The sequence below is a fragment of the Micromonospora aurantiaca ATCC 27029 genome (genome assembly GCF_000145235.1).
Lineage (GTDB): Bacteria > Actinomycetota > Actinomycetes > Mycobacteriales > Micromonosporaceae > Micromonospora > Micromonospora aurantiaca.
In genome coordinates, this window is sequence record NC_014391.1 from 6,178,086 (window position 1) to 6,190,007 (window position 11,922).

Annotated in this window: 17 protein-coding genes; all 17 read right to left on the minus strand. The window is 68.8% G+C overall.

What is annotated here, in order from left to right; translation table 11 throughout:
- Nucleotides 1–50: 50 nt before the first annotated feature.
- The 17 genes from rpsQ to MICAU_RS27595 all read right to left on the minus strand — a co-directional run bounded on the left by rpsQ (nt 51) and on the right by MICAU_RS27595 (nt 11,839).
- Nucleotides 51–326: a 30S ribosomal protein S17 gene (gene rpsQ, locus MICAU_RS27515; protein WP_013288627.1), complete on the minus strand. Its 276-nt coding sequence runs from the start codon at nt 324–326 to the stop codon at nt 51–53.
- Nucleotides 323–559, minus strand: a complete 237-nt coding sequence (gene rpmC / locus MICAU_RS27520; RefSeq protein WP_013288628.1) for a 50S ribosomal protein L29 — start codon at nt 557–559, stop codon at nt 323–325. The genes rpsQ and rpmC overlap by 4 nt, the downstream gene beginning before the upstream one ends.
- Entirely contained in the window at nt 559–984 is a 426-nt protein-coding gene (rplP, locus tag MICAU_RS27525) for a 50S ribosomal protein L16 (protein WP_007465292.1), read from the minus strand. Before rplP ends, rpmC begins: the two co-directional genes overlap by 1 nt.
- A gap of 3 nt (nt 985–987) precedes the next feature.
- A complete protein-coding gene (gene rpsC, locus MICAU_RS27530) occupies nt 988–1,875 on the minus strand; it encodes a 30S ribosomal protein S3 (protein WP_013288629.1) in 888 nt (295 codons plus the stop codon).
- Nucleotides 1,875–2,324, minus strand: a complete 450-nt coding sequence (gene rplV / locus MICAU_RS27535; protein ID WP_013288630.1) for a 50S ribosomal protein L22 — start codon at nt 2,322–2,324, stop codon at nt 1,875–1,877. The genes rpsC and rplV overlap by 1 nt, the downstream gene beginning before the upstream one ends.
- Before the next feature lie 40 nt (nt 2,325–2,364).
- Complete coding sequence (gene rpsS, locus MICAU_RS27540) at nt 2,365–2,646, minus strand: 30S ribosomal protein S19 (RefSeq protein WP_007073032.1); 282 nt, start codon at nt 2,644–2,646, stop codon at nt 2,365–2,367.
- A 12-nt stretch (nt 2,647–2,658) separates the two neighbouring features.
- Nucleotides 2,659–3,498, minus strand: coding sequence for a 50S ribosomal protein L2 (rplB, locus tag MICAU_RS27545; RefSeq protein WP_013288631.1), 840 nt, complete (start codon nt 3,496–3,498; stop codon nt 2,659–2,661).
- Nucleotides 3,499–3,510: 12 nt separating this feature from the next.
- Nucleotides 3,511–3,813: a 50S ribosomal protein L23 gene (gene rplW, locus MICAU_RS27550; protein WP_013288632.1), complete on the minus strand. Its 303-nt coding sequence runs from the start codon at nt 3,811–3,813 to the stop codon at nt 3,511–3,513.
- On the minus strand, nt 3,810–4,475 hold the full coding sequence (gene rplD, locus MICAU_RS27555) for a 50S ribosomal protein L4 (protein WP_013288633.1): 666 nt from the start codon (nt 4,473–4,475) through the stop codon (nt 3,810–3,812). The genes rplW and rplD overlap by 4 nt, the downstream gene beginning before the upstream one ends.
- Nucleotides 4,472–5,137: a 50S ribosomal protein L3 gene (gene rplC, locus MICAU_RS27560; protein WP_013288634.1), complete on the minus strand. Its 666-nt coding sequence runs from the start codon at nt 5,135–5,137 to the stop codon at nt 4,472–4,474. Before rplC ends, rplD begins: the two co-directional genes overlap by 4 nt.
- Nucleotides 5,138–5,148: 11 nt before the next feature.
- Complete coding sequence (gene rpsJ / locus MICAU_RS27565) at nt 5,149–5,457, minus strand: 30S ribosomal protein S10 (protein ID WP_007073037.1); 309 nt, start codon at nt 5,455–5,457, stop codon at nt 5,149–5,151.
- A gap of 355 nt (nt 5,458–5,812) precedes the next feature.
- Nucleotides 5,813–7,006, minus strand: coding sequence for an elongation factor Tu (gene tuf / locus MICAU_RS27570; protein WP_013288635.1), 1,194 nt, complete (start codon nt 7,004–7,006; stop codon nt 5,813–5,815).
- A 223-nt stretch (nt 7,007–7,229) separates the two neighbouring features.
- Nucleotides 7,230–9,326 carry an elongation factor G gene (fusA, locus tag MICAU_RS27575; RefSeq protein ID WP_013288636.1) on the minus strand — a complete coding sequence of 699 codons (2,097 nt, stop codon included), beginning with the start codon at nt 9,324–9,326 and terminating at the stop codon, nt 7,230–7,232.
- 75 nt (nt 9,327–9,401) lie between these two features.
- The gene (rpsG, locus tag MICAU_RS27580; protein ID WP_013288637.1) at nt 9,402–9,872 is read right to left on the minus strand and encodes a 30S ribosomal protein S7; all 471 of its coding nucleotides are present in this window, start codon (nt 9,870–9,872) and stop codon (nt 9,402–9,404) included.
- A 1-nt stretch (nt 9,873) separates the two neighbouring features.
- Nucleotides 9,874–10,248, minus strand: coding sequence for a 30S ribosomal protein S12 (rpsL, locus tag MICAU_RS27585; protein WP_007465318.1), 375 nt, complete (start codon nt 10,246–10,248; stop codon nt 9,874–9,876).
- 500 nt (nt 10,249–10,748) lie between these two features.
- Nucleotides 10,749–11,120, minus strand: a complete 372-nt coding sequence (locus MICAU_RS32880) for a hypothetical protein (RefSeq protein ID WP_174361820.1) — start codon at nt 11,118–11,120, stop codon at nt 10,749–10,751.
- Nucleotides 11,121–11,470: 350 nt separating this feature from the next.
- The gene (locus MICAU_RS27595) at nt 11,471–11,839 is read right to left on the minus strand and encodes a hypothetical protein (protein ID WP_041784065.1); all 369 of its coding nucleotides are present in this window, start codon (nt 11,837–11,839) and stop codon (nt 11,471–11,473) included.
- Nucleotides 11,840–11,922: the final 83 nt, after the last annotated feature.

Here is an 11,922-nt window from a genome sequence, read left to right on the forward strand (position 1 = left end):
GCCTGGCGGAACCTGCGCCCGACCGAGACCCGGCCGAGCTCGAGCCTTCGCTACTTGGCCTTCTCGAGGATCTCCACGAGCCGCCAGCGCTTGGTGGCGGACAGCGGCCGGGTCTCCATGATCAGGACCCGGTCGCCGATGCCGGCCGAGTTCTGCTCGTCGTGCACCTTCAGCTTGCTCGTACGGCGCATGATCTTGCCGTACAGCGCGTGCTTGACGCGGTCCTCGACCTCGACCACGACGGTCTTGTCCATCTTGTCGCTGACCACGAGGCCCTCGCGGACCTTGCGGCGGGACCGCGCGGGGGCGGTGGTGTTCTCACTCATGATGCAGTCACCTCAGTCGGCGCGGCCGAGAGACCCAGCTCACGCTCACGCATGATCGTGTAGATCCGGGCGATCTCCCGACGGATGACCTGCAGCCGCCGGTTGTTGTCCAGCTGCCCGGTTGCGGCCTGCACGCGGAGGTTGAACAGCTCCGCCTTCGCCTCGCGCAACTTCGTGACCAGCTCCTCCTCGGAGAGCTCACGCAGCTCGGAGGGCTTGACGCCCGCTGCCATCAGGATTCACCCACTTCGCGCGTAACAATGCGGCACTTCATCGGGAGCTTGTGGATCGCGCGACGCATCGCCTCTCGCGCGATCTGCTCGTTGGGGAAGGACATCTCGAAGAGAACCCGCCCCGGCTTCACGTTGGCGACCCACCACTCGGGCGAACCCTTACCGGAACCCATCCGGGTCTCGGCCGGCTTCTTGGTGAGGGCCTGGTCCGGGAAGATCGTGATCCAGACCTTGCCGCCACGCTTGATGTGGCGGGTCATCGCGATACGCGCCGACTCGATCTGGCGGTTGGTCACGTACGCCGGCTCGAGAGCCTGGATCCCGAACTCGCCGAACACCACCCGGTTACCACCCTTGGACGCGCCACTGCGGTCCGGGTGGTGCGGCTTGCGGAAGCCCTTCGGGGGCTTGCGCGGCATCAGCATCTGTCAGCCCTCCTGCTGCTGTTCTGCCGGCTGGTTACCGACCGGAGCCGAGGCGGCTGCGGCGACAGCGCTGCTGTCGACCGGCTCACCGGCCGGCGTCTCCGCCTGCTGCGCGATGGTGGTCGCGGCAGCCCGGCCGGCCTCGGTTCCACCGGCGGTCGTACCGGACGAGCCCGAGCGGCCACGGCGCGGCCGGTCCGGCCGGTCGCCACGGTCACGGCGCGGGCCGCGCGACGGGGCGGCCTCGGCCGGGGCCTCACGGCCCGGGACGGCGTCGCCCTTGTAGATCCAGACCTTCACGCCGATCCGGCCGAAGGTGGTACGGGCCTCGAAGAAGCCGTACTCGATGTTGGCCCGCAGCGTGTGCAGCGGAACCCGGCCCTCGCGGTAGAACTCGGTCCGGCTCATCTCGGCGCCGCCGAGACGGCCCGAGACCTGAACCCGGATGCCCTTGCAGGCGGGGTTCTTCATCGCGGACTGCATCGCCTTGCGCATGGCCCGACGGAAGCTGACCCGGCTGGAGAGCTGCTCGGCGACGCCCTGGGCGACCAGCTGCGCGTCCGACTCAGGGTTCTTGACCTCGATGATGTTCAGCTGGACCTGCTTGCCGGTGAGCTTCTCCAGCTCGCCGCGGATCCGGTCGGCCTCCGCACCCTTACGGCCGATGACGATGCCCGGCCGGGCGGTGTGGATGTCGACGCGGACCCGGTCACGGGTGCGCTCGATGTCGACCTTGGAGATGCCGGCGCGCTCGAGGCCCTTGGACATCATCCGGCGGATCTTGACGTCCTCGCCGATGTAGTCCTTGTAGAGCTTGTCCGCGAACCAGCGGGACTTCCAGTCGGTCGAGATGCCGAGCCGGAACCCGGTCGGGTGAACCTTCTGACCCATTACTCGGCACCCTCCGTCGTGCTCTGCTCCTCAGCGGCCGGCTTGGCCGGAGCGGCCTTCTTCGCCGACTTCTTCGGCGTGGCCGCCGCAACCGCCTCGACCGCCACGGTGATGTGGCAGGTGCGCTTGCGGATCCGGTACGCCCGGCCCTGCGCACGCGGCCGGAACCGCTTCATGGTCGGGCCCTCGTCGACGAACGCCTCGCTGACGAGCAGCGCGTCGGGGTCCAGCCGCTCGTTGTTCTCCGCGTTGGCGATCGCGCTCGCGAGCACCTTGTACACCTGCTCGCTCGCAGCCTGCGGCGCGAACTGCAGCACCGTGAGCGCCTCCTTCGCGGGCAGGCCGCGGACGAGGTTGACCACCCGGCGCGCCTTCATCGGCGAGATGCGCACGTGCCGCGCAACCGCCCGCGCGCCCGGAAGCACCGGAGCGTCGCCCTTTCCTGGCATCGCTGTAACCCCTTGTTCCTCTATCCGTATGCCCGCGGCGTCAGCGCCGGCGGCTCTTCCGGTCGTCCTTCTCGTGACCCTTGAACGTGCGGGTCAGCGCGAACTCGCCGAGCTTGTGCCCGACCATGGCCTCGGTCACGAAGACCGGGACGTGCTTGCGTCCGTCGTGCACGGCGATCGTGTGACCCAGCATCTCCGGGATGATCGTCGAGCGCCGCGACCAGGTCTTGATCACGTTCTTCGAGCCCTTGTCGTTCTGCGTCTCCACCTTCTTGAGCAGGTGGTCGTCGACGAACGGGCCCTTCTTCAGGCTGCGAGGCATGTCTTATCTCCCTCAGCCGCGCTTACGCGTGGCGTAGCGGCGGCGGACGATCAGCCGGTCGCTCGGCTGGCCCTTACGACGGGTGCGGCCCTCGGGCTTACCCTGCGGGTTGACCGGGTGGCGACCACCGGAGGTCTTACCCTCACCACCACCGTGCGGGTGGTCGACCGGGTTCATCGCGACACCACGGACGGTCGGGCGCTTGCCCTTCCACCGCATACGGCCGGCCTTACCCCAGTTGATGTTCGACTGGTCGGCGTTGCCGATCTCGCCGATGCTGGCGCGGCAGCGCACGTCCACGCGCCGGATCTCACCGGACGGCATACGCAGGGTCGCGTACGCGCCCTCACGGCCGAGCAGCTGGATGCCGACGCCGGCCGAGCGGGCCAGCTTGGCGCCGCCACCCGGACGCAGCTCCACGTTGTGGATGGTGGTACCGACCGGGATGTTGCGCAGCGGCAGGTTGTTGCCCGGCTTGATGTCGGCGCCCGGACCGGACTCGACACGGTCGCCCTGCTTGAGGTCCTTCGGCGCGATGATGTAACGCTTCTCGCCGTCGGCGTAGTGCAGCAGCGCGATGCGCGCGGTGCGGTTCGGGTCGTACTCGATGTGGGCGACCTTCGCCGGCACGCCGTCCTTGTCGACCCGCTTGAAGTCGATCAGACGGTACTGGCGCTTGTGGCCGCCACCGTGGTGCCGCGTGGTGATCCGGCCGTGGGCGTTGCGTCCGCCCTTCTTCGGCAGCGGAGCCAGCAGCGACTTCTCGGGCGTCGACCGGGTGATCTCGGCGAAGTCGGCAACGCTCGAGCCACGCCGGCCCGGCGTCGTCGGCTTGTACTTACGGATAGCCATTGTCTACACCCCTCAGCTGACCGGGCCGCCGAAGGCCTCGATACGGTCACCGTCAGCCAGCTTCACCATCGCGCGCTTGGTGTCCTTGCGCTTGCCGAACCCGGTACGGGTCCGCTTGCGCTTGCCCTCGCGGTTGAGCGTGTTGACCGTCAGGACGCGGACGTTGAAGATCTGCTGGATAGCGATCTTGATCTCGGTCTTGTTGGCGTCCGGGTGCACCAGGAAGGTGTACCAGTTGCGGTTCAGCTCGCTGTAGCTCTTCTCCGAGACGACCGGCGCGACGATGACGTCACGCGGATCGGCGATCGTGCTCACTTGCCATCCTCCTCGGTGGTCTCGGCGGGAACGCCCAGGAACTCGTCCAGGGCCTCCTTGGTGAAGACCACGTCGTCGGCCACCAGCACGTCGTAGGTGTTGAGCTGGCCGGCCTCGATCAGGTGCACCCGGCTGTCCCGCGCGTTGCGCAGGTTCCGCAGCGACACCCAGTTCAGCTCGTCGGTGCTGCTCAGCACGACCAGGACCCGACGGGCCTGGGTCAGCTTGGTCAGCGTGGCCAGGGCCGCCTTGGTGGACGGCTTCTCGCCGGAGACGAACGCCTCGACGACGTGCACCTGGCCGGCGCGGGCCCGGTCGGAGAGGGCGCCACGCAGGGCGGCGGCCTTCATCTTCTTCGGGGTGCGCTGGCTGTAGTCGCGCGGCACCGGGCCGTGGACCACGCCACCGCCGGCGAACTGCGGCGCGCGGGTCGAGCCCTGGCGGGCACGACCGGTGCCCTTCTGCTTGTACGGCTTCTTGCCTCCACCGGAGACCTCGCCGCGGGTCTTCGTCTTGTGCGTACCCTGGCGGGCCGCCGCAAGCTGGGCCACCACGACCTGGTGCATCAGGGCGATGTTGGCCTGCGCGTCGAAGATGTCGGCCGGCAGCTCGACGGAGCCGCTCTTGGCGCCTTCGACGTTGATGACGTCAACGGTGGTCACTTGGCCGCACCGCCCTTCTTCACCTTCGCCTTGGCCGCGGTGCGGACCAGGACCAGCGCGCCCTTCGGGCCGGGGATGGCACCGCGGACGAGCAGGAGGTTGTTCTCGGTGTCGACCGCCTGGACGGTCAGGTTCTGGACGGTGTAGCGCACGCCACCCATCCGGCCCGCCATCCGGGTGCCCTTGAAGACGCGACCCGGGGTCGCGCAGGCGCCGATCGAGCCGGGCGAGCGGTGCTTGCGCTCGACACCGTGGCTGGCACGCAGACCGTGGAAGCCGTGCCGCTTCATCGGGCCGGCGTAGCCCTTGCCCTTGGTCTTGCCGGTCACGTCGATCACGACGCCGGCCGGGAACTCCTCGACCGTGACCTCCTGGCCCGGCGCGTAGTCCGCGGCGTCGGAGGTGCGCAGCTCGACGATGTGCCGACGCGGCGCGACGTCCGCCTTGGCGTAGTGCCCGGCGATCGGCTTCTTGACCTTGCGCGGGTCGATGACCCCGTACGCCAGCTGGACCGCGGAGTAGCCGTCCTTGTCGGCGCTACGAACCTGGCTCACGACGCACGGGCCGGCCTGAACCACGGTCACGGGCACAACCTTGTTGTTGTCCCAGACCTGGGTCATGCCGAGCTTGGCGCCCAGGATCCCCTTGACTTGCCTGTCCATTTGTCCGGTCCCTACAGCTTGATCTCGATGTCGACGCCAGCCGGCAGGTCGAGGCGCATGAGCGAGTCGACCGTCTTCGGGGTCGGGTCGATGATGTCGATCAGACGCTTGTGCGTACGCATCTCGAAGTGCTCGCGCGAGTCCTTGTACTTGTGCGGCGAGCGGATGACGCAGAAACGGTTGATCTCCGTGGGCAGCGGCACCGGGCCAGCGACCTGCGCCCCGGTACGCGTCACCGTCTCGACGATCTTCCGAGCCGAGGAGTCGACGACCTCGTGGTCATAGGCCTTGAGCCGGATGCGGATCTTCTGTCCCGCCATGGTGGCTTCTGTTCCTTCTCTCGATGCCGCTGTGTTGCGGGCGCCTGTACCGGCTGGCACAGGCCCACTTCCGCCGACCCCCGCGGTCGGGCGTGTCGCGCCCGTGGGCCAGGCTCCGCCCCGGGACTCCGGAGCGATTCTCTGACCACGCGGTGGGTCATGGCGCCGATCGCGGTGACCGCGACCTGGACGCCGCGCGAGGGTGGTTGACCGCCGATGGCGGCCAACCACCCTACGCGAGACAGTCTGACTCCCGGAGGTCCAGCGTCAACCGGACGCAGGTGACCAACTGTCGTTACGCAACCTGACTAGTATGCCGCACGACCGGCGGCAACGCTAATCGGGGTTACCCAGCTCACTTGATGATCTTGGTGACGCGACCCGCGCCGACCGTACGACCACCCTCGCGGATCGCGAACTTCAGGTTCTCCTCCATGGCGATGGGCTGGATCAGCTTCACCGTCATCGAGGTGTTGTCGCCCGGCATGACCATCTCGGTGCCCTCGGGCAGCGTGACGACGCCGGTGACGTCCGTGGTCCGGAAGTAGAACTGCGGGCGGTAGTTCTGGAAGAACGGGGTGTGCCGGCCGCCCTCCTCCTTGGAGAGGATGTAGACCGTCGCCTCGAACTCCGTGTGCGGGGTCGTGGTGCCCGGCTTGATGACGACCATGCCGCGCTCGACGTCCTCGCGCTTGATGCCGCGCAGCAGCAGACCGACGTTCTCACCCGCACGGGCCTCGTCGAGCAGCTTGCGGAACATCTCGATGCCGGTGCAGGTGGTCTTCATCGACTTCTCACGGATGCCGACGATCTCCACCTCCTCGTTCGGCTTGAGGATGCCGCGCTCGGCGCGACCGGTGACCACGGTGCCGCGACCGGTGATGGTGAAGACGTCCTCGATGGGCATGAGGAACGGCTTCTCGGTCTCGCGCTCCGGCTGCGGGATCGCGGTGTCCACGGCGTTCATCAGGTCCAGGAGCTTCCCGGTCCACTCCGGGTCACCCTCCAGGGCCTTCAGCGCCGAGACCCGGACGACCGGCAGGTCGTCACCCGGGTACTCCTGCGAGGAGAGCAGCTCACGGACCTCGAGCTCGACGAGCTCCAGGAGCTCCTCGTCGTCGACCATGTCGCTCTTGTTGAGCGCCACGACGATGTACGGCACACCGACCTGACGGGCCAGCAGCACGTGCTCGCGGGTCTGCGGCATCGGGCCGTCGGTCGCCGCCACCACCAGGATCGCGCCGTCCATCTGCGCGGCACCGGTGATCATGTTCTTGATGTAGTCGGCGTGACCGGGGCAGTCGACGTGCGCGTAGTGACGCGCCTCGGTCTGGTACTCGACGTGCGCGATGGAGATCGTGATGCCGCGGGCCTTCTCCTCCGGCGCCTTGTCGATCTCGTCGAACGGCGTGTACGGGTTCAGGTCCGGGTACTGGTCGTGCAGGACCTTGGTGATGGCCGCCGTCAGCGTCGTCTTACCGTGGTCGATGTGACCAATGGTGCCGATGTTGACGTGCGGCTTAGTCCGCTCGAACTTCGCCTTCGCCACTGGTGTCCTCCTGTGGACTTTCTTGGTTCGTTCGCCCCGGCGCGCCGTTCGGCGCTTAGGACTCTGTCGACAGCCTTTCCGGCCGGAAGGCCGGAGAGCTTTTGTGGGTTCTGCGGCGATGAAGCCTACAGGCCCGGTCTCACGCAATCCGATCGAGGTGGCCGCGGGCGGGAGAACCCTCCCGCGACCGCCCTCGTGTCATCGGGTCAGCCGAGGGTGAGCGTCACTCACCCGTCGCCTTGGCGATGATCTCCTTGGCCACCGAGTTCGGAACCTCGGCGTAGGAGTCGAACTGCATGCTGTAGCTAGCCCGGCCCTGGGTCTTCGACCGCAGGTCGCCGACGTAGCCGAACATCTCCGACAGCGGCACCAGAGCCCGGACGACGCGAGCGCCGCTGCGCTCCTCCATCGCCTGGATGATGCCACGCCGGGAGTTGAGGTCGCCGATGACGTCACCCATGTTCTCCTCAGGAGTGGTGACCTCAACGGCCATCATCGGCTCGAGGAGAGCGGGGTCGGCCTTGCGGGCCGCCTCCTTCATCGCCATCGAGCCGGCGATCTTGAACGCCATCTCCGACGAGTCGACCTCGTGGTACTGGCCGTCCACCAGGGTGAGCTTGACGCCCACCAGGGGGAAGCCGGCGAGGATGCCGTACTGCATGGCGTCCTGCGCGCCCGCGTCCACCGAGGGGATGAACTCCCGGGGGATGCGGCCACCGGTCACCGCGTTGGCGAACTCGTACGTCGGGGCGTCGTTGCCCAGCGGCAGCGGCTCCACGCTGATGATCACGCGGGCGTACTGGCCGGAACCACCGGTCTGCTTCTTGTGGGTGTACTCGACCTTCTCCACCTTGCGGCGGATGGTCTCGCGGTACGCCACCTGCGGCTTACCGATGTTCGCCTCGACGTTGAACTCGCGGCGCATCCGGTCGACCAGGATGTCCAGGTGCAGCTCGCCCATGCCGGAGATGACCGTCTGACCGGTCTGGTCGTCCAGCTTGACGCGGAAGGTCGGGTCCTCCTCGGCCAGCCGCTGGATGGCGGTGCTGAGCTTCTCCTGGTCGGCCTTGGTCTTCGGCTCGATGGCCACCTCGATGACCGGCTCCGGGAAGGTCATCGACTCCAGGATGACCGGGTTCGCCGGGTCGCACAGGGTGTCACCGGTGGTGGTCTGCTTCAGACCCTGCACCGCGATGATGTCGCCGGCCTGGGCGGAGCTGCGCTCCTCCCGCTTGTTGGCGTGCATCTGGTAGATCTTGCCGATCCGCTCCTTGCGGTCCTTGGTGGAGTTGATCACCTGAGAACCGGACTCGAGCGTGCCGGAGTAGATCCGGACGTACGTCAGCTTGCCGAGGTGCTTGTCGGTCTGGATCTTGAAGGCCAGCCCGGAGAACGGCTCGGAGACCGAGGGCTTCCGCTGCAGCGGGGTCTCGCCGTCGGTGGCCGTACCCTCGATCGCCGGGATGTCCAGCGGCGAGGGCAGGTACGCGACGACCGCGTCCAGCATCGGCTGGATGCCCTTGTTCTTGAAGGCGGTACCGGTGAGGACCGGGTTGGCCTTGCCGGCGATGGTGGACCGGCGGATGGCGGCCTTGATCTCGTCGACCGAGATCTCCTCGCCCTCGAGGTACTTCTCCATCACCGAGTCATCGACGTCGGCGAGGGTCTCCATCAGCTTCTCGCGCCACTCGGCAGCCGAGTCGGCGAGGTCGGCCGGGATCTCCTCGACCGCGTAGTCCTCACCCTTCTGGGTCTCGCCGCGCCAGGTCAGCGCACGCATCTCGACCAGGTCGACCACGCCGATGAAGTCGGACTCGGCGCCGATCGGGATCTGGAGGACCAGCGGGGTGGCGTTGAGCCGGTCGATCATCATCTGCACGCAGCGGAAGAAGTCGGCACCGGTCCGGTCGAGCTTGTTGACGAAGCACATCCGGGGGACGTTGTACTTGTCCGCCTGCCGCCAGACGTTCTCCGTCTGGGGCTCCACGCCGGCCACGCCGTCGTAGACCGCGACCGCACCGTCCAGAACACGCAGCGACCGCTCGACCTCGACCGTGAAGTCGACGTGGCCGGGCGTGTCGATGATCTGGATCGTGTGGCCCTTCCACTCGCACTTGGTGGCGGCGGAAGTGATGGTGATACCGCGCTCCTGCTCCTGCTCCATCCAGTCCATGACGGCGGCGCCCTCGTGGACCTCACCGATCTTGTACGTGATGCCGGTGTAGAACAGGATTCGCTCGGTGGTAGTGGTCTTACCGGCATCGATGTGGGCCATGATGCCGATGTTGCGTACGTTGGCGAGCGCGTCTGCGGCGGCCACTTCAATCCCTACTTATCGTCGTCTCGACACAACTGGTGGCGGTTCCGGCGCCGGTGGGCGCCGGAACCTCAGGTGTTACCAGCGGTAGTGCGCGAAGGCCTTGTTCGACTCGGCCATCTTGTGCGTGTCCTCACGCCGCTTGACGGCGGCGCCGAGGCCGTTGCTCGCGTCCAGCAGCTCGTTCATCAGCCGCTCGACCATGGTCTTCTCGCGCCGCGCCCGGGAGTAGGTCACCAGCCAGCGCAGACCGAGCGTGGTCGCGCGGGACGGCCGGACCTCGACCGGAACCTGGTAGGTGGCGCCACCGACACGGCGGCTGCGCACCTCGAGGGTCGGCTTGACGTTGTCCATCGCGCGCTTGAGCGTGACGACGGGGTCGGTGCCGGACTTCTCGCGGCAGCCCTCCAGGGCGGCGTACACGATGCGCTCGGCGAGCTGACGCTTGCCGCGCAGCAGGATCTTGTTCACCAGCTGGGTGACCAGGGGCGAGTTGTACACCGGGTCAGCGACCAGCGGCTTCCGCGGAGCGGGTCCCTTACGCGGCATGTCAGCTCTTCTCCTTCTTCGCGCCGTAGCGGCTGCGAGCCTGCTTGCGGTTGCGGACACCCTGGGTGTCCAGCGAACCGCGCACGATCTTGTACCGCACGCCCGGGAGGTCCTTCACACGACCGCCGCGCACGAGCACGATCGAGTGCTCCTGGAGGTTGTGGCCGACGCCCGGGATGTAGGCGGTCACCTCGATCTGGCTGCTGAGCTTGACACGAGCGACCTTGCGCAGCGCCGAGTTCGGCTTCTTCGGGGTGGTGGTGTACACACGGGTGCACACGCCGCGCCGCTGGGGAGACCCCTTGAGCGCCGGGGTCTTGGTCTTGGTCGTCTTGGCCTGACGGCCCTTTCGGACCAACTGCTGAATGGTGGGCACCGGGTTTCTCCGCTCCCTTCGGCCGCTGCGAGGCGACCGCGCCGTCTGCTCCAGCCGTCCGGATGGGCGGCTCTCCTACATTTCAACCAGGGCCGCCTGACGGCTCCCCAGCACCCGCGGTCGGGCGTGTCGCCCGAGTCACGGTTCCGGTGCCGGCCGCTCACGCGTCGTACCGGATCTTCTGGTCTTGGTGGTGCGACCGCGCGATCACCGGCTGACCGGTTCCAGCGCACGCACGCATTGCCCGGGCGGGCCCGGGCACAAGGGGAAAGAGTACCTACCACAGCCGCGCCGGTCAAAACGGATGGGTCGGGAAGGACCGCTGTGCGGTCCGCCGCCCGGTCTCCGGGTCGCCGATGCGCCGGTGATGGGCACCTACAGTGACAAGTGTACCGGCTCGTCCGCCGCGCGACCCGGCGGCCCCGACACCGCCCGGCCTTCGGACACCCGGACATACCGCTCAACCCAGGTCACCGGCCGCAGGCGTCGCAGACGCGGCGTCACGTGATCTGCACCACCAGAGCCAGCGCGAGCCCGACCAGGCCGAACAGCACCCCCGCCGCCCCGCAGGAGATCCCCGCCACGGCCAGGCCGGCGCCGGTGAAACGGACCGACGGCGGCGGCGCCGGCCGCCGGATCTGCCGCCGGGCGAGCAGCCCGGCCACCACCGCGCCGACGCCGATCAGCCCGCCGAGCACTGTGAACGCGCCGGCCGCCCAGGCGCCGCCGACGTCGCGGCCGGCCAGACCGAAGCACAACACCAGCAGCGACACCCCGATCGCGGCGATGCCTGCGACGAGCGACCCGATCGCCAGGCCGGAGGTGACAGGCGGCACGTCGAGGTGGACCACGCCGAACGGCGTACCCGGCACCGCGTCGACCCGCTTCGGCGGCCGCGGCGTCTCGGCCGGCGGCGGCGGAAGCGCCGGCCCGCCGTGCGGACCCCAGCCGCCGTGGCCGGGCACGCTCGCCGGCGCCGGCCACCCGCCGCCGTGCGCCGGCGGACTCCCCGGGTACGCCCCGTACGGCCCCGGCTGGTGCGCCGGCGCGGACGCGGAACCCGGCGGGTACGGCCCGGGGCGCGGCTGGTCGCCTCCCGGCGGAGCCGGTTCCGTCACGGGGTCCTCCTGTCCACACGCGCCCGCCGCGCGGCGGACACCGGCCAGGCTACCGCCGCCGATCATTGCGGGGTGGGCGGGCGCGGGCCCGCTCCCCCACCGGGTCAGTCGAAGTTCGGCGCGAAGTCGTGGCCGAACGAGGCGTCCGCGGCCCGGACCACGCCGATCACCACCGCCGCGACCACCGCGGCGGCGGTCAGCACCAGACCGGTCCGCGCCATCTGCTCGCCGCGCCGCAGCCAGTCCGCGCCGGTGAGATAGCCACCCGAGGCGTACGCCTCCCGGCGCGCCTGCCGGGCGAGCACGAGCGCGATCGTGGCCGGCACCGCGCCGCCGAGGAACAGACCGGTGAGCACGCCGATCAGCCCGAGCGCGAAGACGGCGCGGGCCTTGGTGGAGCGGACCGGCTCCGGGTCGTACGGATGGCGGTACGCCTGCGGCACGACGGGCGCCTGCCCGGGCACGGTCGTCATGCCTCCATCATGCCCCGACCCGGCCGTCCGTCCCGGCGGAAGGCAGCCGGTCCCGGCACTCCGGACGCGACGAGGCCCCCGGC

Coding starts and splice junctions, on each gene's coding strand:
- rpsQ (WP_013288627.1), bottom strand. CDS start 326: ATGAGTGAGAACACCACCGCCCCCGCGCGGTCCCGCCGCAAGGTCCGC.
- rpmC (WP_013288628.1), bottom strand. CDS start 559: ATGGCAGCGGGCGTCAAGCCCTCCGAGCTGCGTGAGCTCTCCGAGGAG.
- rplP (WP_007465292.1), bottom strand. CDS start 984: ATGCTGATGCCGCGCAAGCCCCCGAAGGGCTTCCGCAAGCCGCACCAC.
- rpsC (WP_013288629.1), bottom strand. CDS start 1,875: ATGGGTCAGAAGGTTCACCCGACCGGGTTCCGGCTCGGCATCTCGACC.
- rplV (WP_013288630.1), bottom strand. CDS start 2,324: ATGCCAGGAAAGGGCGACGCTCCGGTGCTTCCGGGCGCGCGGGCGGTT.
- rpsS (WP_007073032.1), bottom strand. CDS start 2,646: ATGCCTCGCAGCCTGAAGAAGGGCCCGTTCGTCGACGACCACCTGCTC.
- rplB (WP_013288631.1), bottom strand. CDS start 3,498: ATGGCTATCCGTAAGTACAAGCCGACGACGCCGGGCCGGCGTGGCTCG.
- rplC (WP_013288634.1), bottom strand. CDS start 5,137: ATGGACAGGCAAGTCAAGGGGATCCTGGGCGCCAAGCTCGGCATGACC.
- rpsJ (WP_007073037.1), bottom strand. CDS start 5,457: ATGGCGGGACAGAAGATCCGCATCCGGCTCAAGGCCTATGACCACGAG.
- rpsG (WP_013288637.1), bottom strand. CDS start 9,872: ATGCCGCGTAAGGGACCCGCTCCGCGGAAGCCGCTGGTCGCTGACCCG.
- MICAU_RS27595 (WP_041784065.1), bottom strand. CDS start 11,839: ATGACGACCGTGCCCGGGCAGGCGCCCGTCGTGCCGCAGGCGTACCGC.